The organism is Streptomyces sp. NPDC059201 (genome assembly GCF_042754585.1).
Taxonomy (GTDB): domain Bacteria; phylum Actinomycetota; class Actinomycetes; order Streptomycetales; family Streptomycetaceae; genus Streptomyces.
This window is the reverse complement of sequence record NZ_JBHZBB010000005.1, coordinates 27,729-49,647: the sequence shown is the minus strand read 5'-3', so window position 1 is coordinate 49,647 and position 21,919 is coordinate 27,729. Positions and strand designations below refer to the sequence as shown.

At 73.0% G+C, this 21,919-nt stretch carries 22 protein-coding genes; 13 read left to right on the top strand and 9 right to left on the bottom strand.

All coding sequences use genetic code 11. The features are described 5' to 3' along the window. The coding region (locus tag ACFXMG_RS18380) for a four-carbon acid sugar kinase family protein (protein WP_384901506.1) at positions 1-1,172 on the bottom strand (1,172 nt) is incomplete at its 3' end. 883 nt (positions 1,173-2,055) lie between these two features. Here ACFXMG_RS18380 and ACFXMG_RS18375 point away from each other — a divergent pair. Further along, positions 2,056-3,054: a TAXI family TRAP transporter solute-binding subunit gene (locus ACFXMG_RS18375; protein ID WP_383826169.1), complete on the top strand. Its 999-nt coding sequence runs from the start codon at positions 2,056-2,058 to the stop codon at positions 3,052-3,054. A gap of 106 nt (positions 3,055-3,160) precedes the next feature. Here ACFXMG_RS18375 and ACFXMG_RS18370 read toward each other — a convergent pair whose 3' ends face one another. Next, positions 3,161-4,558: a sensor histidine kinase gene (locus tag ACFXMG_RS18370; RefSeq protein ID WP_383826166.1), complete on the bottom strand. Its 1,398-nt coding sequence runs from the start codon at positions 4,556-4,558 to the stop codon at positions 3,161-3,163. Positions 4,559-4,576: 18 nt separating this feature from the next. Next, positions 4,577-5,299 (bottom strand): response regulator transcription factor, encoded by a 723-nt coding sequence (locus ACFXMG_RS18365; protein WP_383826184.1) that lies wholly within the window; start codon positions 5,297-5,299, stop codon positions 4,577-4,579. 262 nt (positions 5,300-5,561) lie between these two features. Here ACFXMG_RS18365 and ACFXMG_RS18360 point away from each other — a divergent pair, with 262 nt between their 5' ends. The 8 genes from ACFXMG_RS18360 to ACFXMG_RS18325 all read left to right on the top strand — a co-directional run bounded on the left by ACFXMG_RS18360 (position 5,562) and on the right by ACFXMG_RS18325 (position 12,469). Beyond that, positions 5,562-6,347 carry an amino acid ABC transporter ATP-binding protein gene (locus tag ACFXMG_RS18360; protein ID WP_383826163.1) on the top strand — a complete coding sequence of 262 codons (786 nt, stop codon included), beginning with the start codon at positions 5,562-5,564 and terminating at the stop codon, positions 6,345-6,347. Positions 6,348-6,401: 54 nt separating this feature from the next. Continuing rightward, entirely contained in the window at positions 6,402-7,223 is an 822-nt protein-coding gene (locus ACFXMG_RS18355) for a glutamate ABC transporter substrate-binding protein (RefSeq protein ID WP_383826161.1), read from the top strand. A gap of 165 nt (positions 7,224-7,388) precedes the next feature. Continuing rightward, positions 7,389-8,063, top strand: coding sequence for an amino acid ABC transporter permease (locus tag ACFXMG_RS18350; RefSeq protein WP_383826158.1), 675 nt, complete (start codon positions 7,389-7,391; stop codon positions 8,061-8,063). Continuing rightward, the gene (locus ACFXMG_RS18345; protein WP_383826156.1) at positions 8,060-8,950 is read left to right on the top strand and encodes an amino acid ABC transporter permease; all 891 of its coding nucleotides are present in this window, start codon (positions 8,060-8,062) and stop codon (positions 8,948-8,950) included. Before ACFXMG_RS18350 ends, ACFXMG_RS18345 begins: the two co-directional genes overlap by 4 nt. A gap of 364 nt (positions 8,951-9,314) precedes the next feature. Next, positions 9,315-11,090 carry an FAD-dependent monooxygenase gene (locus ACFXMG_RS18340; RefSeq protein WP_383826153.1) on the top strand — a complete coding sequence of 592 codons (1,776 nt, stop codon included), beginning with the start codon at positions 9,315-9,317 and terminating at the stop codon, positions 11,088-11,090. 32 nt (positions 11,091-11,122) lie between these two features. Further along, complete coding sequence (locus ACFXMG_RS18335; RefSeq protein WP_351110210.1) at positions 11,123-11,209, top strand: putative leader peptide; 87 nt, start codon at positions 11,123-11,125, stop codon at positions 11,207-11,209. A gap of 316 nt (positions 11,210-11,525) precedes the next feature. After that, positions 11,526-12,059: a cysteine dioxygenase gene (locus ACFXMG_RS18330; RefSeq protein ID WP_383826181.1), complete on the top strand. Its 534-nt coding sequence runs from the start codon at positions 11,526-11,528 to the stop codon at positions 12,057-12,059. After that, on the top strand, positions 12,056-12,469 hold the full coding sequence (locus ACFXMG_RS18325) for a rhodanese-like domain-containing protein (protein WP_383826151.1): 414 nt from the start codon (positions 12,056-12,058) through the stop codon (positions 12,467-12,469). The genes ACFXMG_RS18330 and ACFXMG_RS18325 overlap by 4 nt, the downstream gene beginning before the upstream one ends. Before the next feature lie 70 nt (positions 12,470-12,539). On the opposite strand, the gene recX is transcribed toward ACFXMG_RS18325, so the two are convergent. From recX to ACFXMG_RS18305, 4 genes are all read right to left on the bottom strand, one after another. Continuing rightward, positions 12,540-13,106: a recombination regulator RecX gene (recX, locus tag ACFXMG_RS18320; protein ID WP_383826148.1), complete on the bottom strand. Its 567-nt coding sequence runs from the start codon at positions 13,104-13,106 to the stop codon at positions 12,540-12,542. Between the two features lie 4 nt (positions 13,107-13,110). Continuing rightward, positions 13,111-14,247 (bottom strand): recombinase RecA, encoded by a 1,137-nt coding sequence (gene recA, locus ACFXMG_RS18315; RefSeq protein ID WP_383826145.1) that lies wholly within the window; start codon positions 14,245-14,247, stop codon positions 13,111-13,113. 219 nt (positions 14,248-14,466) lie between these two features. Next, the gene (locus tag ACFXMG_RS18310; protein WP_383826143.1) at positions 14,467-15,045 is read right to left on the bottom strand and encodes a hypothetical protein; all 579 of its coding nucleotides are present in this window, start codon (positions 15,043-15,045) and stop codon (positions 14,467-14,469) included. A gap of 149 nt (positions 15,046-15,194) precedes the next feature. Then, entirely contained in the window at positions 15,195-16,016 is an 822-nt protein-coding gene (locus tag ACFXMG_RS18305; RefSeq protein WP_383826140.1) for an SGNH/GDSL hydrolase family protein, read from the bottom strand. Between the two features lie 109 nt (positions 16,017-16,125). On the opposite strand from ACFXMG_RS18305, the gene ACFXMG_RS18300 reads away from it, so the two are divergent. The 4 genes from ACFXMG_RS18300 to ACFXMG_RS18285 all read left to right on the top strand — a co-directional run bounded on the left by ACFXMG_RS18300 (position 16,126) and on the right by ACFXMG_RS18285 (position 20,270). After that, entirely contained in the window at positions 16,126-17,328 is a 1,203-nt protein-coding gene (locus ACFXMG_RS18300; protein ID WP_383826138.1) for a sensor histidine kinase, read from the top strand. Next, positions 17,325-18,002 carry a response regulator gene (locus tag ACFXMG_RS18295; protein ID WP_383826135.1) on the top strand — a complete coding sequence of 226 codons (678 nt, stop codon included), beginning with the start codon at positions 17,325-17,327 and terminating at the stop codon, positions 18,000-18,002. Before ACFXMG_RS18300 ends, ACFXMG_RS18295 begins: the two co-directional genes overlap by 4 nt. Positions 18,003-18,178: 176 nt before the next feature. After that, the gene (locus ACFXMG_RS18290; protein ID WP_383826133.1) at positions 18,179-19,465 is read left to right on the top strand and encodes a cytochrome ubiquinol oxidase subunit I; all 1,287 of its coding nucleotides are present in this window, start codon (positions 18,179-18,181) and stop codon (positions 19,463-19,465) included. 25 nt (positions 19,466-19,490) lie between these two features. Further along, positions 19,491-20,270 (top strand): cytochrome d ubiquinol oxidase subunit II, encoded by a 780-nt coding sequence (locus ACFXMG_RS18285; RefSeq protein WP_383826130.1) that lies wholly within the window; start codon positions 19,491-19,493, stop codon positions 20,268-20,270. A 9-nt stretch (positions 20,271-20,279) separates the two neighbouring features. On the opposite strand, the gene ACFXMG_RS18280 is transcribed toward ACFXMG_RS18285, so the two are convergent. After that, complete coding sequence (locus ACFXMG_RS18280; RefSeq protein WP_383826178.1) at positions 20,280-21,416, bottom strand: AI-2E family transporter; 1,137 nt, start codon at positions 21,414-21,416, stop codon at positions 20,280-20,282. Positions 21,417-21,675: 259 nt separating this feature from the next. Then, the gene (locus ACFXMG_RS18275) at positions 21,676-21,870 is read right to left on the bottom strand and encodes a DUF3046 domain-containing protein (protein ID WP_383826128.1); all 195 of its coding nucleotides are present in this window, start codon (positions 21,868-21,870) and stop codon (positions 21,676-21,678) included. Between the last annotated feature and the right edge of the window lie 49 nt (positions 21,871-21,919).

The following is a 21,919-nucleotide window of genomic DNA, read 5'->3' as shown; positions in this document are numbered from 1 at the left end:
GGCCTCGCCGTCAGGAGGGCGTGGAGGCGGAGGAGCGTGCGGTCGTCGCCGAAGCCGCCCGCCTTGATGACGACGGGGACCCGCGGCACGCCGGCCGGGCCCGCCAGGATGCCACGGGCGATGCCGGGTTCGGGCTCGTCGTGGAGGTCGATGCCGTGGGCGCCGAGCGCGCGCAGGACGGCCTCGGCGGTCTCCCCGCCGGTGACCACTAGCCCGTCGAAGGGGGCGCGCGCGGCCAGGTCCGCCACGGATGCGGCGAGGACCCGGGTCGGCCCGGACGGGTCGGCCGGATCGGCCCGGCGTTCGTGGGGCGTGTGGAGGATGCGTACGGGAGTGTCGGCGGCCCGCAGCGGGCCGGCGGCGACCGCGCTGACCGCCCCCGGCTCGGCGGCCAGCAGGGCGAGCTGCCGCCGGGTGGCGGGGTTGGCGCTGCCGACGGCGACCAACGGGCGTGCGGCTGAAGGCAATCGACCCGGGACGGCGTCGGCGCCGGGCAGCGCGTGGTGGCGGGCGAGGGCGGCGGCCAGGCCCGGGGAGCCGACCCAGAGGACGCCCCGGTGGTCGGGAACGGCGGCGACGATCCGGTCCAGATCCGCGTCGGTGACGGCGGAACAGACGAACAGCCCGCCGCCCGGGAGGAGTTCGGACAGGCGCTCCGGCTGCCGCGCGTCGATGGGTACGGCCACCGGGAGGAGACGGGCCAGGTCGGCCGTACGGACGGGGTGGACGGGGTCGTGGGCGAACTCGCTTTCGTCGACGCGCACTTCGCGTACGTACTGCACGCCGTCGCGCGTGGTCCGGCCCTCGGCCGGGAAGGCGGGGGCGACCACGACCGCCCGCCGCCCGGACCCTTCCCACGCGGCCCGGATCTCGGCGGCCACATGCCCCCGGAGCGTCGAGTCGACGGTCTTGAGGAGCAGCCCGGAGCCGGCTAGGGCGGAGGCCGCCTCCCGGGTACGGGCCTCGGCCTCACCCTCGCCCAGAAGCCGGGTACCGAGGTCGACGGCGAGAACCCCACCCGGCAGGTCGTGACCGACGAGCGGCGCGCCGGAGAGCAGGACCCGGGCCTGATGGCCGCCCCTGCGGAAAGGCGCCGCCCCGTCCCCCGCGCTGGTCAGATCGTCGGCGAGGACGGCGACGCGGGGCGGGGCGACGGACGGGGCGGAGTGCATCGGCGGCTTCCTCGGACTTCCTCGGGTCGTACGGGCGCGGTCGGCGCGCGTTGTCGCCCCACCCTCACCCGCGCGGCCCGATCGGTCCAGCGGCACGCGGGCTCCATAGCCAAAGGCATCACAGACATCACGAACATCGCGGGCATACGGAAACTCCCTTGGGACAGGGGTGAGTTGGTGGCTCGGCAGGGGCCAGGGGCGGGCAGAGGGGACTGCCCTCAAGATCACCGAACCGCTGCCGACGCTAACCGGCCAGGCCCCGGCGCCACGGCAGGACACACGGCACGGCGTTCCTCCCGGAAGCCGCTCACCACTTCGGCGGAGCGCGTACGGGACGGGCCGGGGAGCCCGGCGCGGCGCGGCCCCGGACGGGACCGGGGCCCGGCGACGTGCGGTCCCGGGCCGGCGGCGGCGCCATCGGCCCGTAGAGCTTCCGGTGTACGGGGGCGGGCGCGGCCGCCCTGTCCGGCGGGCGATCTCACCCCGGCGGGCACCGCCGTTCGGCGGGCGGCCGAACCGCGAGGCGGCAGGAGCCCGGCGGGGCAGGCGAAGAGAGCCAGGGGCGACGAGGGCGCGCCGAGCGACGCGTACGCCCCCTCTCTCCCCGCCGCCCCGAACGGTCGCCCGCCTGACGAGGGTCGACCGGACGGCCGCTTCCCCACGGACCGCACGTGTGCCCCTACGCTCCGCTCCCCGCTCTCCCACCCCTCACTCCCTGCACCCCTCACCTCGCACCCCGCACCCCGCACCCCGCACCGATCACCCCCCTCCGTGGCTCCCTGCGGTCCCTCCACCACCGGGAGCCACGGCGCAGTGGACATCACAGCCGTCGCCGCGCGGTCGCCCTGGCCAGAGGCGCCGGCCACCTGGCAGGATCGCAGGCATGTTCCCCTCGCTCACCCGTGCCGCACGCCGCCGCGTCCTCGCGCTCGCGGCCGCGCTGCTCGCGGTGTGCGGGGTGCTGCTGTGGTGGCTGGCGCCGTTCGGGGGCTCGACGCCGCGCGGCTCGATCACCTTCAGCACCGGCGTCCCCACCGGCGTCTACGAGCGCTACGGCGTGCTGCTGAAGCAGGCCATGGCCAAGGAGCTCCCCGAGGTCTCGATCACCCTCAAGGACAGCGAGGGCTCCCAGCAGAACCTGGCGAGGGTCGCCTCCGGCGAGGCCGACTTCACCGTCGCGACCGCCGACGCCGTGGCGCATTACATCCGCGACCGCCGGCCCGGCTTCGAGCGGCTGCGCGGCTGCGCCCGGCTCTACGACGACTACGTGCAGCTCGTCGTGCGCAAGGGCTCGTCGATCCAGAGCGTCTCCGACCTGCGCGGGCTGAAGGTCGGCGTCGGGCAGGACGGCTCGGGCGTGCGGCTGATAGCGGACCGGGTCCTCGCGGCGGCCGGGCTCACCCCGTCCCGGGACGTGACCGCGGTGCCGGTGGGCATCGACTCGATGCCCGGGATGCTGGAGAGCGGCGCCCTGGACGCCTTCTTCTGGTCCGGCGGGCTGCCGACCTCGGCCGTGCAGTCGCTGGCGCAGCGGTCCCCGGTCCGGCTGATCCCGATGGACGCGCCCCTCGTGGAGGCGCTGCGGGACGTGGGCGAGTCGACGCGGCACTACCGCTCGGCCGTGATCCCGGCCGACGCGTACGCGAAGGCGCAGGACGGACAGCCGGTGAAGACGCTGGCGGTGGCGAACCTGATGGTGACGACGGCCGAGGCCGATCCGGACCTGGTGGAGGGTTTCACCCGGTCGGTGATCGACAGCCGGGACGGCATCGGCAAGCTGGTACACCCGGCCCAGCTGGTGGACCTGCGGACGGCCGTCTACACGGAGCCGCTCCCCCTCCACGACGGCGCCCGCCGCTACTACCGCTCGGTCAAGCCCTGAGCCGTACGCTCCCGCTGTGACTCGTACGCCGAGCCCGGAGCCGTACCCTCACGCTCTGAGCCGTACCCCGAAGCCCTGAGCCGTACGCGCTCCGCCGGCCCGCCCCTCACCGATCCGCAGGCTCGTACCGTGGCACCGTGACCGTGACCCGCAGGCCGTGGGGCTCGTTCGGGGCGAAGGCGATGCCGCCGCCGGTGGCGGTCAGCAGGACGCGGGCGATGGAGAGGCCGAGGCCCGAGCCCTTGACGTTCTGGTGGCGTCCGGAGCGCCAGAAGCGGTCGCCGACGCGGCTCAGCTCCTCCTCGGTGAGGCCGGGGCCGAGGTCGGCGACGACGACCTCCACCAGGTCCTTCCCGGGGAGGACCCGTACGGTGACCTGCTCGCCCTCCGGCGTGAACTTCAGCGCGTTGTCGACGACCGCGTCCAGGGCGCTGGACAGGGCCACCGGGTCCGCCCAGCCGGTGGCCGCCCCGCACTCCCCCACCAGCCGGACGCCCTTGTCGTCGGCGACCGGCCGCCAGGAGGCGATCCGCTCGGCGGTGAGGGCACCGACGTCGGTGAGGCGCAGGTCGGCGGCGGCGTGCTCGGCGAGGGCCAGGTCGAGGAGGTCGTCGAGGACCCGCGCGAGCCGCTTGCCCTCGGTGCGCACGGAGGCGATCTCCTCGTTGTCCTCGGGGAGTTCGAGGGCGAGCAGTTCGATGCGGAGCAGCAGCGCGGCGAGCGGGTTGCGCAGCTGGTGCGAGGCGTCGGCGACGAACGCCCGCTGCTGTTCGAGGGATTCCTCGACGTGGTCGGCCATCTCGTTGAACGAGCGGGCGAGTCGGCGCAGTTCGGGCGGGCCGCCGGCCTCGGCGACCCGGGAGTTCATCCGCCCGGTGGCGATGTCGTGGGTGACGCCGTCCAGGACCCGCACCGGGCGCAGGACCCAGCCGGTGAGGCGTACGGCGGCGCCGACGGCGAGCAGCATGGCGGCGGCCTCGCCGACGAAGATCACCAGCCAGCCGCGCAGGATGCGGGCGCGGAGCGCGCCGGTGGGCGAGTCGGTGACGACGACGGCGATGACGTCCCCGTCCCGGACGACCGGGGAGGCGATGGAGAGGCGGGCGTGCGGCTGCCAGGGCCAGACCTGCGGCGGGTCGTGGCTGCGGCGGCCGAGCAGGGCCTCGTTGAAGGCGCGGCGGCTCTCCCCCTCGTACGGGACGACCCAGTCCTCGGGGGCGGCGGCCATGGAGCGGTTGTTGCGGTAGAAGATGCCGGTCCGGATCCCGTACACGTCGTGGTAGCTGGCGAGCTCGCCGCTGAGGGTGGTACGGCGCTCGTCGCTGCCGGTCGCGGGGTCCTCGACGAACTGGGCGAGGGCGGCGAAGCGGGCGGCGTCGTCGAGGCGGTCGACGACGACCCGCTGCTGCTGGGCGGCGGCGAGGCTGGCCGCGAGCGGGAAGCCGAGGGCGAGGAGGACCCCGGCCATCAGGATGATGAGCAGGGGGAGGAGTCGGGTGCGCACGGGCGGGGCGGCCGGGGGTTACGCGGCCGGCGCGACCAGGCGGTAGCCGACGCCCCGCACGGTCTCGATCAGGGCGGGCATGCGCAGCTTGGAGCGGAGCGAGGCGACGTGCACCTCCAGGGTACGTCCTGTCCCTTCCCAACTGGTCTGCCAGACCTCGGAGATGATCTGCTCGCGGCGGAAGACGACGCCGGGCCGCTGGGCGAGGAGGGCGAGCAGGTCGAACTCCTTGCGGGTGAGGGCGACGGGTTCGCCGCCGACGCTGACGCGCCGGGTGGGCAGCTCGACGGCGACGGCGCCGAGGTGGAGCACGCCGGCGTCGGCGGCGGAGCCCGTACCGCCGGCGGTCTCGTCGGGCACGGGGCCGGCGGTGCGCCGGGAGACGGCGTGGATGCGGGCGAGCAGTTCGCCGGTGTCGTAGGGCTTGACGACGTAGTCGTCGGCGCCGAGATTGAGGCCGTGGATCCGGGAGCGCACGTCACTGCGGGCGGTCACCATGATCACCGGGGTGGTGGTGAGCTTCCGGATGCGGGCGCAGACCTGGTAGCCGTCGAGGTCGGGGAGGCCGAGGTCGAGCAGGATCACGCCGTACGAGGGCCGGTCGCCCTGTGCGGTGGGGAGGACGGCCTGGAGGGCCTCCTCGCCGTTGCGGGCGTGGGTGACGGCGAAGCCGTGCTTGGCCAGGATCGCGGAGAGGGCCGCGGCGACGTGGTCGTCGTCCTCGACGAGCAGCAGTCGCATGGTCTTCACCTCTCCTTCGCCGGGACGCCCCCGGACCGGGGCATGAACGCCCATGAACGCCGATCGGCGAGGTCGCAGTCAAGTGGGCCCCCGCGGACCGCCCGCTTCCGTTATCCACCCGGTACGGCCCCGCTGGTCAGCTTCACACAGTGTGTCCGGCTGTGGCCTTATCGTTATCCTCAATTTCCGCTCAGATGTGATGACGGTCATCCGAACGTGTCTCTAGTGTCCTCCCAACCGAGGAGGACGGAGCAAGAGGCCGATGAGCGGAGTGGCAGTGTCCAAGGACCACGAGGACTCCCCGCGGGCCCAGGAGGACCTGGTCGTCCTGTCCGGGGTGAACAAGCACTTCGGCGCGCTGCACGTGTTGCAGGACATCGACCTCACGATCGGCCGCGGTGAAGTCGTCGTCGTCATCGGGCCGTCGGGATCCGGCAAGTCGACGCTGTGCCGCACGATCAACCGCCTGGAGACCATCGACGCGGGAACGATCACGATCGACGGGAAGCCGCTGCCCGCGGAGGGCCGGGAGCTGGCCCGGCTGCGGTCGGACGTCGGCATGGTCTTCCAGTCCTTCAATCTCTTCGCGCACAAGAGCGTGCTCGAGAACGTGATGCTGGGTCAGATCAAGGTCCGCGGCACCGCGAAGGGCGAGGCGGAGGCGAAGGCGCGCACCCTGCTGGAGCGGGTGGGCGTGGCCGCGCAGGCCGAGAAGTACCCGGCGCAGCTCTCCGGCGGGCAGCAGCAGCGCGTGGCGATCGCCCGCGCGCTCGCCATGGGACCGAAGGTGATGCTCTTCGACGAGCCGACCTCGGCCCTGGACCCCGAGATGATCAACGAGGTCCTCGAGGTCATGCAGCAGCTGGCCCGGGAGGGCATGACGATGGTGGTCGTCACGCACGAGATGGGCTTCGCCCGCTCGGCGGCCGACCGGGTCGTCTTCATGGCCGACGGCAGGATCGTCGAACAGGCCACCCCCGAGGAGTTCTTCAGCAACCCGCGCAGCGACCGGGCGAAGGACTTCCTCTCCAAAATCCTGCACCACTGAGCGAGTCGACGACCTAGTCTTCGCAACTCAACGCTACCCAAGGGACGTTCACCCATGAAGCTTCGCAACGCCTCCGCGGCCGCCGCGGCCGCCGTCGTCCTCGCCCTGACCGCCACCGCCTGTGGCACCGGCTCGGACTCGGGCAGCAACGGTGACAAGATCACCATCGGCATCAAGTTCGACCAGCCGGGTCTCGGCCTGAAGACCCCGGACGGCTCGTACGCGGGCTTCGACGTCGACGTCGCCAAGTACGTCGCCAAGGAGCTGGGCTACGACGAGGGCAAGATCACCTGGAAGCAGGCGCCCTCCGCCGAGCGCGAGAACCTCATCAAGAACGGCGACGTGAAGTTCATCGTCGCGACCTACTCGATCAACGAGAAGCGCCTCAAGGAGGTCGACTTCGCGGGTCCGTACTTCCTGACCCACCAGGACCTGCTGGTCCGCGCCGACGACAACTCGATCACCAAGGTCGAGGACCTCAACTCCAAGAAGCTCTGCTCGGTCACCGGCTCGACCTCCGCGCAGAACGTCAAGGAGAAGCTGGCCCCGAAGGCCGACCTCCGCCAGCTCGGCGGCTACTCCGAGTGCCTGACCGGCCTCGAGAACAAGCGCGTCGACGCCCTGACCACCGACGCCTCCATTCTCGCCGGTTACGCGGCCCAGAAGGAGCACCAGGGCAAGTTCAAGCTCGCCGGCCTCTCCATGAGCGACGAGAACTACGGCATCGGCCTCAAGAAGGGCGACTCCGACCTCAAGGGCAAGATCAACAAGGCCCTGGAGAAGATGGTGTCCGACGGCACCTGGGACAAGCTCGTCAAGGAGCACTTCGGCCCGTCCGGCTACAAGAGCGAGCCCGCTCCGAAGATCCAGAACTGATCCATCCCGCGCGCGAGCAGACCGGTGGAGCCCCAACCCACCCCGCTCGCGACCCGGCCGTGACGGCCGCCCCGCCTCCGTACGGTGGCGGCCGTCCGCCCGCCGGCCGCCCGTCGGACGGCCGGCCGTCCGACCCACCGACCACCAGGGAGAGCGCGGGGCATCGTGTTCGACTTTCTTGATTCCGGGCAGTACGACCTGCTCGGCGCCTTCTGGGTGACGGCGCAGCTCACCTTCTACTCAGCGATCGGTTCGCTCGTCTGGGGCACGGCCCTGGCCGCCATGCGTGTCAGCCCGGTCCCCCTCATGCGGTCATTCGGCACCGCATACGTCAACCTCGTGCGGAACACGCCGCTGACCGTCGTGATCGTCGCGTGCTCCCTGGCTCTCGATCAGACTCTGGGCATCACGCTCGGGGCCGAGGCGTCGGATTCCATCGGGTTCCGCTTGGCCATTCTCGGCCTGGTCGCGTACACCGGCACGTTCGTCTGCGAAGCGCTGCGTTCGGGCATCAACACCGTCCCGTCAGGACAGGCCGAAGCGGCACGCGCACTCGGCATGAGCTTCACGCAGGTCCTGACGGTGATCGTGCTGCCACAGGCATTCCGCGCCGCGATCACCCCGCTCGCCAACGTCCTCATCGCCCTCACCAAGAACACCACGGTCGCGGCCGCCATCAGCGCCGCCGAGGCGGCGCTCCTGATGAAGGAGATGATCGAGAATGAAGCGGACGCCCTCTTCGCGGTCTTCGCGGTCTTCGCGTTCGGCTTCATAGTCCTCACTCTTCCCACCGGCCTGATCCTCGGCTGGGCGGCCAAGCGACTGGCGGTGAAGCGATGAGCTCCGTCCTCTACGACGTCCCCGGCCCCAAGGCCAAGCGGCGCAACGTCCTCTACACGATCGTCTTCCTCGCGGTCATGGGCCTGGTGGCCTACTGGGTGCTCTCCGCCATGGCGGACAAGGAGCAGCTGACCGCCGAGAAGTGGAGCCCGTTCGTCACGGACTCACAGGTCTGGACGACGTACCTGATCCCCGGTCTGACCGAGACCCTGAAGGCCGCCGCTCTCTCCATCCTCATCGCCCTGCCGCTCGGCGCGGCCCTCGGCATCGGCCGGCTCTCCGACCACCGATGGGTCCGCGTGCCCGTCGGCGCGGTGGTGGAGTTCTTCCGGGCCATCCCCGTGCTGCTCCTGATGATGTTCGCCAGCGCGGTCTACGCGGCGTACACCCCGGTCAGCTCCGACTTCCGCCCCCTGTACGCGGTCGTCACCGGCCTGGTGCTCTACAACGCCTCCGTCATCGCCGAGGTCGTCCGCGCCGGTGTCCTCTCGCTCCCCCGGGGCCAGGGCGACGCGGCCATGGCGCTCGGCATGCGCAAGGGCCAGACCATGCTGTACGTGCTGCTGCCGCAGGCCGTCACGGTCATGCTGCCGGCCCTGGTCAGCCAGCTCGTCGTCATCGTGAAGGACACGGCGCTCGGCGGCGCGATGCTCGGCTTCGGCGAGCTGCTGAGCCAGAACCGGCAGATCACCGCCAACTACGGCGCCAACACGATCGCCACCTTCACGGTCATCGCGCTGATCTACTTCGTGCTCAACGCGATCATCACCCACCTCGCCGCCCGCCTGGAACGGCGCCTGCGGCAGGGCCGCAAGGGGGCGGCCGTCAAGGACGTCGCCCCGGTCCCGAACGTCGAGGCGGGCTCGGTCAGCAGCGCGGGCGCCTGAGGTTCTGAACGGGCCGGGCCTGTTCGGACTTGATACGGACCTGATACGAGCCTGTTCGGTCTTGATACGAGCCCGTTCGGGGCAGGGCAGGCCCGTTCGTTTCCGGCCCCGTCGCCGGTCCCCGGAGTCCGAGACTCCGGGGGCCGGCGACGTCGCTGTCGTTCCCGGTGGGGTCCGAGGGGCTCCTGGGGCAACCGAGGGGGCCATAAGGGGTCCTGACCGGGCGTCAGCGGCACCACACCCACCGCGTCACTTGACGCAAAACACCCTGAGTGGGTTGCATACGGTCTGTGATCAAGCACCGGGCTCGTGCCACACTCTGCTGTGCTGCCCCTCTGTCCGTCCGGCCGTCAGGAGCCGCGCCGTGGACCCGGTGATCATCGTGGGCGCGGGGCCGGTCGGCCTCGCGCTCTCCCTCGCGCTCGCCGCGCAGGGCGTGCCCAGCGTCGTCCTCGACGAGACCTCCGGCAAGGAGGAGCCACGCCCCGCGCGGACCGTCGTGCTGCGCGCCGACATGGCCGCCCTGGTCGAGCGGCTGGGCTGCGCCACCGTCCGTGACGAGGGCCTGCGCTGGGTCGGCTGGCGCGGCATGCACCGGCGCCGGCCGTCCCGCCAGGTCGCCTTCGACCTGGGCCTGGGCGGCACCGAGGAGTGGTCCGAGGACCCGGACTCCCCCGCCGCGCCGGCCGCGCCCCTGCACATCCCCCAGCACGCCCTCGCCCGCGGTCTGCGCGACGCCATCGCCCGCGAACCGCTCGTCCGGCTCGTCACCGACTCCCGCCTGGACACCATCGAGCAGGACCGCCAGGGGGTGATCGCGCACACCCGCGGCCCGGACGGCACCTGGTGGCGCGGCAGCCACCTCGTCGGCTGCGACGGCGCCCGCTCGACCGTCCGCAAGCTGCTCGGCGTCCGCTTCCCCGGCCGCACCGCGGTCGAGCGGCACGCCGTCGCCGCCCTGCGCACCGAACTCCCCTGGCCCGGCGAGTCCCTGCTGCACCGGCAGCCGCCGTGGCGCGGGGTCGGCGAGGAGATCACCGCCCGCCCGCTGCCCGACGGGGTGTGGCGGATCGACTGGCTCCTGCCGCCGCGCGGCGAACTCGTCACCCCGGACGCCCTGGTGGCCCGGATCCGCGAGACCCTGGCCGGCTGGTGCGAGGGGACCACGCCCCCGTACGAACTCCTGGACACCGGCGTCCACACCCTGCACCACCGGCTCGCCCGCCGCTGGCGCGTCGACCGGGTGCTGCTCGCCGGGGAAGCGGCCCATCTGCTGGGCGCAATCGGCACCCAGGGCCTCGACGAGGGCCTGCGGGACGTCGACAACCTCGCCTGGAAGCTCGCCCTCATCTGGCACCGCGCCGCCCCGGACGCGCTGCTCGACAGCTACCAGAGCGAGCGCCGCACGGCCGTCGCCGCACGGCTGCGCGCCGCCGACCAAGCCCTGCCGGCGCTGCGCGGCGGCGGAGGGCTGCGCAGCTACCTGCCGGGCGTGATGCGCGGCCACGACGCCCTGCTGACCGACGGACACCTGGGCCGGGGCCCGCTGGGCGCCTCCCCCGCCCATCCGCACTCGCCGCTCGCCGCGCCGTTCAGCGAGGGCATGATCCCGGTGGGCACACCGCTGGGCGCGCCCGTCGAGGACGTCCTGGTGACCGCCCCCGACGACACGACGGTACGGCTCCGGGACCGGCTGGGGCGGGCCAGGTTCCTGGTCCTGCTCGTCGCCCCCGGCTCCGGGGTGTGGGAGCGCCGGCACTGGCGGACCGCCGGCCTGATGCCCCGTCTGGAGGAGGCCGCCGAGGCGCTTCCGGTGTCCTCCGAGGTCCTGGTGACCGACGCCTACCCGGGCGCCCCCGCCCATGCCGTCCTGCTCGTCCGCCCCGACGGCCACCTGGTCGCCGCCTTCGCGGGCGTACGCCCCGAGGAACTCCACGCGGCGGCGGAAGCCGCGCGCGGCAGCGCCCCGCAGGAGCCCGCCGAGCCGTCCGCCGCGGCGGATGCGGCGGATGCGGCGGGTGCGGGCCCGGTGAAGAACCCCGTGGAGGCCACGGTGGACGTCTCCAGGGGTGTCCCCGTGGAGGTCCCGGCACCGGCCGAGGCGTCGCGGGGACACGACCGGACCGTGGACGTCCATTGATTCGCGCGGGCGCGCATGGTGTACTCCGGAACGTGACCGACACCGATGTGCGCCTGTGGCGGAGGGTCCATATGGACCTGATCCGCTATGCGGGCTGCGTGTGTCGCCCGTCCTGCTGAACTCGCTTCCCTTCCCCCGCGCGCCCGCCCGACCCGCCCCGGACACCCGTCCGTCGCGCCGTCGGCACTCTCCTCGGCGACCCTCCGGACGACCCGGTCCCTCCGGACCACCATGTCCCTCCGGGCTCCCCGGTCCTCCGGGCTTCCTGGTCCTCCGGGATTCCCGCCGGTCTCCCCCGCGGCGCGCACCCCAGCGACTCCAGGACGGTCACCCGTGCCCGCGTCTTCTGTCACCCCTTCAGCCATCCCCGCCGTCCCCGCTTCCCCCGAAGCGCCCGCCTCCCCCGGAGCCCCAGCAGCCCCAGCAGCCCCTGCAATCCCCGCGGCCCCCACCGCCCCCGCCCGCGCGACCGCCGGTCGGCCGACGGCGGCCGAACTGCTCGCCTTCGCCCGCCGTACCGCCGCCGACCAGGCCCTCGTCGACTCCCTGCCGCTCGACCCCGAGGGCCGTACCTGGGTACGTCTGGACGGCCCCGGCGGCAGCGAGGCATGGCTCATCGGGTGGCCGCCCGGCACCGGAACGGGCTGGCACGATCATGCCGAGTCCTTCGGCGCCTTCGCGACCGCTCGCGGCAGCCTGACCGAGCACGCGCTCGCCGTCCGCCTCCCGGCGGGCGGCTGGAAGACCCTGGAGCTGGCCGAGGGGCTCGACCGCTCCCGCCGGCTCGACGCGGGCGACGGCCGCGCCTTCGGCCGCGACCACGTCCACGAGGTGCTGAACGCCTCCCCCGACGCGCACGCGATCTCCGTGCACGCCTACTACCCGCCGCTCCCGCTGATCCGGCGCTTCAGCCGGACGGGCGCGGTCCTGCGCCTGGAGCAGGTCGAGCGACCGGAGGACTGGCAGTGAGCGGCGACCACGTCGGCATCGACGAACTTCTGGAACGGGTCCGGTCCGGCTTCGACCGGGTCGACGCCCGCACCGCGTACGAGGAGTACGAGTCGGGCGGGGCGCTCCTGGTCGACACCCGCTACGCGGCCCTGCGCGAGCGGGACGGTCTGATCCCGGGCGCGCTGGTCGTGGAACGCAATGAGCTGGAGTGGCGTCTCGACCCCCTGGGCAGCCACCGCTCCCCACGCGCGACCGGCCACGACCTGCGGGTGGTGGTCTTCTGCAACGAGGGTTACGCCTCCTCCCTCGCCGCGGAGTCCCTCCACCGTCTGGGCCTCCACCGCGCGACCGACCTGATCGGCGGCTTCCAGGCATGGAAGGCCGCGGGCCTCCCGGTCCTCCTCCCGGCCGGCAGAACCACACCCTGACACCCGCCCCGGCGTCAGCCTGCCGACCTGCCCCGACGTCCGCCCCCGGCGTCAGCCTTGGCGTCGGGGCTCAGTAGCCCTCCTCCAGGCCGTCGGTGGACTCGCCCTCCTCCTCCAGTGCCTGGCGGACCACCCGCAGGGCCATGCCTTCCGGGTAGCCCTTGCGGGCGAGCATGCCGGCGAGGCGTCTGAGCCGGCGGTCGCGTTCGAGACCGCGGGTGGAGCGCAGCTTGCGCGCCACCAGCTCGCGCGCGGTCTCCTCCTCCTGCTCGGAGTCCAGTTGACCCACGGCCTCCTGCACGAGGCCGGGGTCGATGCCCTTGGTCCGCAGCTCGCGGGCGAGGGCGCGGCGGGCGAGGCCCCGCCCGTGGTGGCGGGACTCCACCCAGGCGTCCGCGAAGGCGGCGTCGTCGATGAGGCCCACGTCCTCGAAGCGGGCGAGGACCTCCTCGGCGACGTCGTCGGGGATCTCCCGCTTGCGCAGGGCATCGGCCAGCTGCTTGCGCGTGCGGGGGGGTCCGGTGAGCAGGCGCAGGCAGATCGCCCGCGCCCGCTCAGCCGGATCCTGGGGTGACAGCTCCTTCTCGGCCCTCGACGAGTCGGGGCTGTCACCCGGCCATTCGGTGCGACCGGTCACCGGTTCAGCTCTTGGCCGCGGTGGCCTTGGTCGCCTTGGCGGTCTTGGCCGCGGCGGCCGGGGCGGCCTTGGCGTCGTCCGCGCCGGCCGGGTCCGCCGCGTCCGCCGTGTCGGCGGCCGGCTGCTCGGTCTTCGCGGCGTCGGGGCGGACGCCGACGCCCAGCTTCTCCTTGATCTTCTTCTCGATCTCGTCGGCGAGGTCGGGGTTGTCCTTCAGGAAGTTACGGGCGTTCTCCTTGCCCTGGCCGAGCTGGTCGCCCTCGTACGTGTACCAGGCGCCGGCCTTGCGCACGAAGCCGTGCTCCACGCCCATGTCGATCAGGCCGCCCTCGCGGCTGATGCCCTGGCCGTAGAGGATGTCGAACTCGGCCTGCTTGAACGGGGGCGCGACCTTGTTCTTGACGACCTTGACGCGGGTGCGGTTGCCGACCGCGTCCGTGCCGTCCTTGAGGGTCTCGATACGGCGGATGTCGAGGCGCACCGAGGCGTAGAACTTCAGGGCGCGGCCACCGGTCGTGGTCTCCGGCGAGCCGAACATCACGCCGATCTTCTCGCGGAGCTGGTTGATGAAGATCGCGGTGGTCTTGGACTGGTTGAGCGCGCTGGTGATCTTCCGGAGCGCCTGGCTCATCAGACGGGCCTGGAGGCCGACGTGGGAGTCGCCCATCTCGCCCTCGATCTCCGCACGCGGGACGAGCGCGGCGACGGAGTCGATGACGATCAGGTCGAGGGCGCCGGAGCGGACCAGCATGTCGACGATCTCGAGGGCCTGCTCGCCGTTGTCCGGCTGGGACAGGATGAGGTTGTCGATGTCGACGCCGAGCTTCTTGGCGTACTCGGGGTCGAGGGCGTGCTCGGCGTCCACGAAGGCGACCTGGCCGCCGGCCTTCTGGGCGTTGGCCACGGCGTGCAGGGTCAGGGTCGTCTTACCGGAGGACTCCGGTCCGTAGACCTCCACGACACGGCCGCGGGGCAGGCCGCCGACGCCGAGGGCGATGTCGAGGGCGGTCGATCCGGTGGAGATCACCTCGATCGGCTCCTGGACACGGTCACCCATGCGCATCACGGCGCCCTTGCCGAATTGGCGTTCAATCTGTGCGAGCGCGGCGTCGAGCGCCTTCTCGCGGTCGGTTCCTGCCATGGGTTCCACCCGGTTTGCTTGAGTCGATCGCTTCATGTGAAAGACGCTAACCCCTGCCACTGACAATGAGCCCTCGCGTCTCTCCGACCTGTGGACAACTCGCCGAGATGCCCGCGATTCCAAGGGCCGGAACCTTCATAAGAATAGATGTTCGATTTTCGTGTCAAGCGCGCCACGCGCTCCCTGTGGACAACCGCCCACTCCCCGGTCCCGGCCCCCTCAGCCCCCGTCCTCGTCCCATCCCGGGTCGACGCCGGACTCCGCCTCCCGGTCGGCGCGGGACAGCGTCTCGCCGACCATGCGGGTGGCGAAGTCGCGGTCGCCCGTGATCCGGTTGATGTGCTCGGCCAGCAGGAGGGCGGTGGCCTCCAGGGCGGTCATCTCCTCCTTGGTCCAGTCCCCGTACTGCCCGCGCCAGAGGCTGGGGCTCAGGCCGGTGCCCGCCGCGATCGCGAGTCCGGCCATGGTGGGGATCGCCTCGGGGCTGACGCTCCGGGACATCATGCGCAGCGTGGCGACGAGGCTGGGGACGACGTACTCGATGACGTCCCGGTCGTGCTCCTCGTGGACGTGGCGCAGCCACTTCATGAAGATGAAGACGAGCGTGCAGGCGCCGTCCAGGAGTTCGTGGACCCCGTCCAGGTCCATGGACGCGGTGAGCTGGTCGAGCAGCTTCTGCTGTTCGGGGTCGGTCCCGGACTGGCCGTCGTGGATGGCCTTGAGACGGGAGTCGATCACCATGAGCGCCCCGTCCACATCACCGACGGGGGCGTAGCGGGGGTCGCAGGGCGATGACACAGGCTTCCTCCTCGTAGGACCGCGTCGGCGCGGTCAGTCCGTACGGTAGGAGGCTCATCGGACGGCTTCCGGCGGATCACCGGAAACGACCTTCAGACGACTGAACCGGCCCCGGCACGTTGACCACCGGAACGCCTGGCTGAAGGAGCTCAAGGAGTACGGGCCGGGCCCCGATCGGCGGACCCCACGGGTCCCACAGGTCCCACAGGCAGGAGGTCCGGGCGCTTGGCGGCCCGGCCGTCGCCGGAGGACCGGCCCCGGACACGGCGCGCGAGCCAGGGTCCGAGGAAGGATCCGGCCCAGGCGAGTTCACCGGCGGCGGCACGCAGGCGCGTGGGGGCCGGGCGGGGCGGCAGCGGCCTGGTCCAGCCGTCGTCGCTGCCCGGCAGGGCGAGCGCGTCGGCGACGGCTGCGGCGATGCGCGCGTGGCCGAGCGGGGAGGCGTGCAGCCGGTCCGCGCTCCACAGCCGGGGGTCGGTGACCACGTCGTGGTGGGCGGTCTCCGCGACGGTCACGCCGTGCCTGCGGGCGGCCTCCCGGATCCGGTCGTTGAGGGCGTGGACGCGGGGCGCGAGGGGGCGGGCCAGCGGGACGATGCGGCCGACGTCGGGAAACGTGAGGGTGACCACCCGGGCGCCCTGGCCGGTCAGCGCCGCGAAGACGGCCTCCAGGTGGTCCGCGGTCTCGTCGGCGTCGAAGCCCGGCCGGAGCACGTCGTTCACGCCGGCGACGACGGTGGCGAGGTCGGGCCGGAGCGCGAGGGCCGCCGGGAGCTGTTCCGCCCGCACCCCGCCGGCCAGGCGGCCCCGTACCGCGAGGTTGGCGTACCGGACCTTCGGTCCGGTCCTGGCGAGGTGCTCCGCGAGCCGGTCGGCCCAGCCGCGCAGCCCGGTGAGGTCGTCCCCGTCCCCGACGCCCTCGGTCTGGCTGTCGCCGAGGGCCACGTACCGCCGGTATCCGTGCGTGCTCATCCGTGGGTCGCCTTCCCGTGGATCCGTACCCCACCCACCACCTATTCAACTTTTTTAGTATAGAGGGAGCGGGCGGCCGCCGGCCTCCGCCCCGCCTATCCTTCGACCCATGCGCCTCCCGCCCCGGACCGCCGACGCCGTGATCGCCGGCCTCGTCCTCCTCCTGGTGACGGTCTGGACGCTGATCTCGGGGTGGCAGACGCACGAGTCCGCCCCGCGTGCCGCGCTCGGCTGGGCCCTCGTGCTCGTCGGCTGCGGCGTCCTCGCCCTCCGGCGCGCGTGGCCCGTCGCCGTCGCCGTCGTCACCCTCCTCGCGTGCGTGGCCTACTACCCGCTCTCCTCGCAGGACGGGCCGCTCATGATCGCCTTCGCCCTCGCGCTCTACACCACGGCCGCGGAGGGCCGCTTCGCCGCCGCCGTCGCGCTGGCCGCGGTCACTCTGCTCGCGGTCGGCCTCGGCGAGTCCCGCCAGGAGCCGGGCCACCGCCAGATCGACGAGACCGCGCTCGCGATGCTCGCCGGCTGGCTGGTCAGCCTGGTCGCGGTCGGCCGCGCCCAGCGGACCCGGATCGCCTACCTCCACGAGGTGGAGCAGCGGGCCCTCGCCGCCGAGCGCGAGCAGGAGGCCCGCGCCCGGCAGAGCGCCACCGAGGAGCGGCTGCGGATCGCCCGCGAGCTCCACGACGTCCTCGGCCACACCGTCTCCCTGATCAACGTGCAGTCCGGCGCCGCCCTGCACCGGCTCGCCAAGCGCCCCGCCCCCGAGAGCGCGCTCGCCACCGCCACCGAGGCCCTGACCGCGGTCCGCACCACCAGCAAGGACGCCCTGCGGGAGCTCCGGGCCACCCTCGGGGTGCTGCGCGGCGCCGACGAGGCGGCGCCGACCGCCCCGCCCGCCTCCGGCCTGGCCCTCCTCGGCGACCTGACGGCCCGGGCCCGCGCCGTCGGCCTCGACGTGCGCACCCGGGTCACCGGCACGCCCGTCCCGCTGCCGCCGCCCGTGGACCTCGCCGCGTACCGGATCGTGCAGGAGTCGCTCACGAACGTGACCCGCCACTCGGCCGCCGGGACGGTCACCGTCACCCTGGCCTGGGAGGCGGGGACCGGCACGGTACGGATCCGGATCGCGGACGACGGCGGTGCGCCCGGCCCGGCGACCCCGGGCGCCCCGGGCGGGACCGGCGTCCGGGGCATGACCGAGCGGGCCCGCGCCCTCGGCGGCACGCTCACCGCCGGACCGGCCGACGGCGGCTTCGTCGTCGACGCCCGCCTCCCCACGACCCTCACCCCTCAGGAAGGGACGCAGCGATGATCCGCGTCGTGCTCGCCGACGACCAGACCCTCGTCCGGGCCGGATTCCGGTCGATCCTCTCCGACGAGGAGGACATCGAGGTCGCCGGCGAGGCCGGGGACGGCGCGCAGGCCGTCGCGCTCGCCGCCTCGCTCCGCCCGGACGTCGTCCTCATGGACATCCGGATGCCCGTGCTCGACGGCCTGGAGGCCACCCGCCGCATCACCGCCGACTCCCGGCTCGACGGCGTGAAGGTCGTCATCCTCACCACCTTCGACGAGGACGAGCACGTGTACGGGGCGCTGCGCGCCGGCGCGTCCGGCTTCCTCGTCAAGGACACCGAGCCGATGGAACTGCTGCACGCGGTGCGGGTCGTGGCCCGCGGCGACGCCCTCATCGCCCCGGCGGTGACCCGCCGGCTGATCGCCGAGTTCGCGGGCCGCGCCGACCCGTCCGACCGCCGGCCGGACCCGGCCGCGCGCCTGGACGCCCTCACCGACCGCGAGCGGGAGGTCCTGGGCCTGGTCGGGGCCGGTCTGTCGAACGACGAGATCGCGGGCCGGCTCGTCCTCTCCCCCGCCACCGCCAAGACCCACGTCAGCCGGATCATGACCAAACTGGGGGTCCGCGACCGGGCGCAACTCGTCGTCCTGGCCTACGAGTCAGGGATGATCACCCCCGGCTGGCTGGCCTGAGGGAGCCGCCCCGGACGGCTCGCACCGGGGTCGCCCCCTAAGGGTCGGGGGCCGCCCCGATCAACTTTCGTGGTACGTCGGGGAGCTGCCGTCAACCCGGGGTCGTACGGAGCCGGTCCGCGATTGTCACCCCTGGTCAGATGTGGTGCGGGGGTCCGCCCGAGCATGCTGGCGGAGTGCATCAGGACGTACTCGATCTCGCGCGGCTACAGTTCGGCCTCACCGCCGCAGGCCACTTCCTCTTCGTCGCCCTCACGCTGGGCCTCGGCACGATCGTGGCCGTCCTCCAGACCCGCGCCACCGTCACCCGGCGCCCGGAGGACGCCCGCCAGGTCCGCTTCTGGGGCCAGTTGTACGTGATCAACTACGCGGTCGGCATCGTCACCGGCCTCGTCATGGAGTTCCAGTTCGGCATGGCCTGGAGCGGCCTCACCCACGAGGCGGGCAACATACTCGGCGCGTCCCTGGCCGTGGAGACGCTCGTCGCGTTCTTCGTCGAGTCCACCTTCCTCGGCCTGTGGATCTTCGGCTGGCACCGGCTCGGCCGCTGGGCGCACCTGGCGACGATCTGGATCGTCGTCCTCACCGCCTACCTCTCCGCGTACTGGATCCTCGTCTCCAACGGCTTCCTCAACCATCCGGTGGGGTACGGCTCCGAGGGCGGCGAGCTCGTCCTGACCGACCCGGCCGCGGTCCTCACCAACCCGGCCGCGCTCCTCCCGCTCGCCCACATACTCGCGGGGGCCCTGCTCACCGCGGGGTTCCTCATGGCGGGGGTCAGCGCCTACCACCTCTTCCGGCGGACGGCGGAGGCGGACTTCTTCCGGCGGAGCCTGCGGACCGGGGTCTACGTCGCGGCGCCGGCCCTGATGGCGGCGGCGGTCAGCGGCGGGATCCAGTTCGCCTCCCTCGCCTCCTTCCAGCCGATGAAGTCGGCGGTCTTCGGCGGACAGGAGGCCGAGATCGCCCGGGTGCAGGCCGAGTTGGCGGCCCGCTTCGGCCCCGGCGACTACATACCGCCGGAGGGCTGGACCCGGGGCGGCGGTCTGGTGATGCTGATCGCCTTCGGCCTGATGATGTACCTCTGCTTCGGCGGGGTGATCCTGGCCGCGTTCCGCAAGGCCGTCCTGCGGTTCCGGCTCTGGCACGTGGTCCTGATGGCCTCCGTGCCGCTGCCGTACCTCGCCATGATCGGCGGCTGGGTCTTCCGCGAGTCGGGCCGCCAGCCCTGGGTGGTGTACGGCCTGCTGAGGACCGAGGACGCCGTCTCGGACCTCTCCCCCGGCACGATGCGCCTCTCGCTCGCCGTGTTCGCCACGCTCTTCCTGCTCCTCGCCGTCCTCAACGGCTGGCTGATCGCCCGGCACGCCCGCCGCGGCCCCGCCGAGCCCGGCCTCGGCCGGGACGAGCGCGTCCAGGAGGAGTCCCCGCCGGTCCCGGCCGCGCACCCGCCCCGTTACTGACCCCGTCCCAGGCCCGAGGAGAACCGTGGAAACCCTGGCCGTCGTCCTGCTCGCCTGCTGTACCACCGGCTGGTTCGTGCTCGCCGGCACGGACATCGGCAGCGGCATGCTGCTGCCCTGGCTCGGCCGCTCCGACGCCGAGCGCAGACTCGTCCTCGCCTCCTTCGCCCCCTTCTTCCTGGGGAACGAGGTGTGGCTGGTGGCCACCGCCGGCGTCCTCGTCGGCTGCTTCCCCGCGCTGGAGGGCGAGCTGCTGAGCGGTCAGGCACCGGTCGTCGTGGCACTCCTGGCCGGGTGGATCGTGCGGGACACGGGCCTGTGGTCGCGGGGCCGGGGCCCGGGGCCCCGCTGGCGGGCCGCCTGCGACACCGCCGTGACGGCCGGCAGCTGGGCGGTCGCGCTCTCCTGGGGCCTGCTGCTCGCCGCCCTGCTCACCGGCAGACCGTACGAGCCCGCGGGCGGGCCCGTCGCCGTCGTGGCCGCGGCGGCCGTCGCCGCCCTGTTCGCGGCGCACGGCCTCGGCTTCGCCTCGCTGCGGCTCACCGGCGCCCCGTACCAGCGGGCCCGGCGGCTGGTCGGGCGGGCCGGACGGCCCTGGCATCCGCTCGCCCTCACCGCCGTCCTGCTGGGCGGGCTGCCGCTCTGGGCGGGGACGGCGCTGCCGCTGGCCGAGCGGGCGGCGGCGCCCGGGACGCTGGCCCTGCTCGTCCCGGCGCTGGCCCTCGTCACCCCGCTGCTCGTCACCGTCCAGGCGTGGGTCTGGTACACGTTCCGGGGCCGCGTCACCGGCCCGTCGTACCTGTGAGCCGCCCCGTCACGCCTCCTCGGCGCCGCCCTGACCCTCCTTCTTATGCTGGAGGGCCTTCTGGAGCCGCGCGACGACGGCCTCGCCGTACCGCCGGTGGCCGTGCACTCTCGGGTCGTCCGTGACGTCGTACCGCTTCACGTACGCCCCGAGGAACGCCTGGAGGGTGGCCACGGCCGGGATGGCGATCAGCGCGCCGACCGCGCCGAGCAGGGCCGTACCGGCGATCACCGAGCCGAAGGCCACCGCCGGGTGGATGTCGACCGTCTTGGAGGTGAGCTTCGGCTGGAGGACGTAGTTCTCGAACTGCTGGTAGATCACGACGAAGCCGAGCACCCACAGCGCGTACCAGGGGTTCACGGTGAAGGCGATCAGCATCGGCAGCGCACCGGCGAGATAGGTGCCGATGGTGGGGATGAACTGCGAGACCAGGCCGACCCAGACCGCGAGGGCGGGGGCGTAGGGCACGTCCAGGATCTCGAAGAGCACGAAGTGCGAGACGCCGGAGATGAGGGCCATCAGGCCGCGCGAGTAGAGGTAGCCGCCGGTCTTGTCGACCGCGATCTCCCAGGCGCGCAGCACCTCGGCCTGTCGGGCGGGCGGCAGGACGGAGCAGAGCGCGCGGCGGAGGCGGGGTCCGTCGGCGGCGAAGTAGAAGGCGAAGAGGAAGATCGTCAGCAGCCGGAAGAGCCCGCCGAGGACGGTCGCCGAGACGTCGAGGACACCGGTGGCGCTGTTCTGCACGTACTTCTGGAGCCAGTCCGAGTTGAGCACGCTGTCCTGGACCTCGACGCGCGAGAGCTCGGTGTGGAAGGTCTGGTTGATCCAGTTGATGAGCGAGTCGAGGTACTTGGGGAAGTTCTCGACCATGTCGACGATCTGGCCGGCGAGCATCGAGCCGAGCAGCACGACGAAGCCGATGCCGAAGGCGAGGACGCCGAAGAAGACGAGGAAGGTGGCGAGTCCCCGGCGCATCCCGCGCGCCGCCATGCGGCCGACGGCCGGTTCGATGGCGAGCGCGAGGAAGAAGGCGAGCAGGACGTTGACGAGCAGGCCGACGAGCTGGTGGAAGGCCCAGTCGCCGAGCTGGAAGCAGGCGTACAGGGCGAGGCCGAGGACCATCGCGCGGGGCAGCCAGCGGGGCATGCGCGCGGGGCCGGGCACCGGACCGGCCTCCGTGGTGGTCGTGGCGGGGGCGGGGGCGCCGGAGGGGGCCTGCCCTCCCGAGGCTGCGGGGACGCCGGGCGACGCGCTCGCGTCGGGCGTCCCGCTCCGGGCGACGGCGGGCGTCACGGGTGTCTGCCGGGCGGTCTTCTCGGTGTCGTCAGTCGGGGCCACCCCGCAAGTCTCGCGCACCCGGCGGACAATCGGTCCGGGGTCCCCGCGGATCGTCCGGGGACCGCCCTCAGCGCTTCTCGGCCGGGACGTCCATGGCGCCGCAGACCACCCGCCACACGTCCTTCGCCTCCCAGCCGGCGTCCAGCGCCTCGTGGACGGTCCGGCCGCCCAGTTCGGACAGGACGTGGTCCCGCGCGAAGGAGTCCGCGTACCCGGTGCCGAAGTGGTCGGCCATCCGCTCCCAGAAAATCGTCAACCGCATGACCCCAGTATCCCGCTCCCAAGAGTGCAGCCGGGCCGCCGGGGCTTGT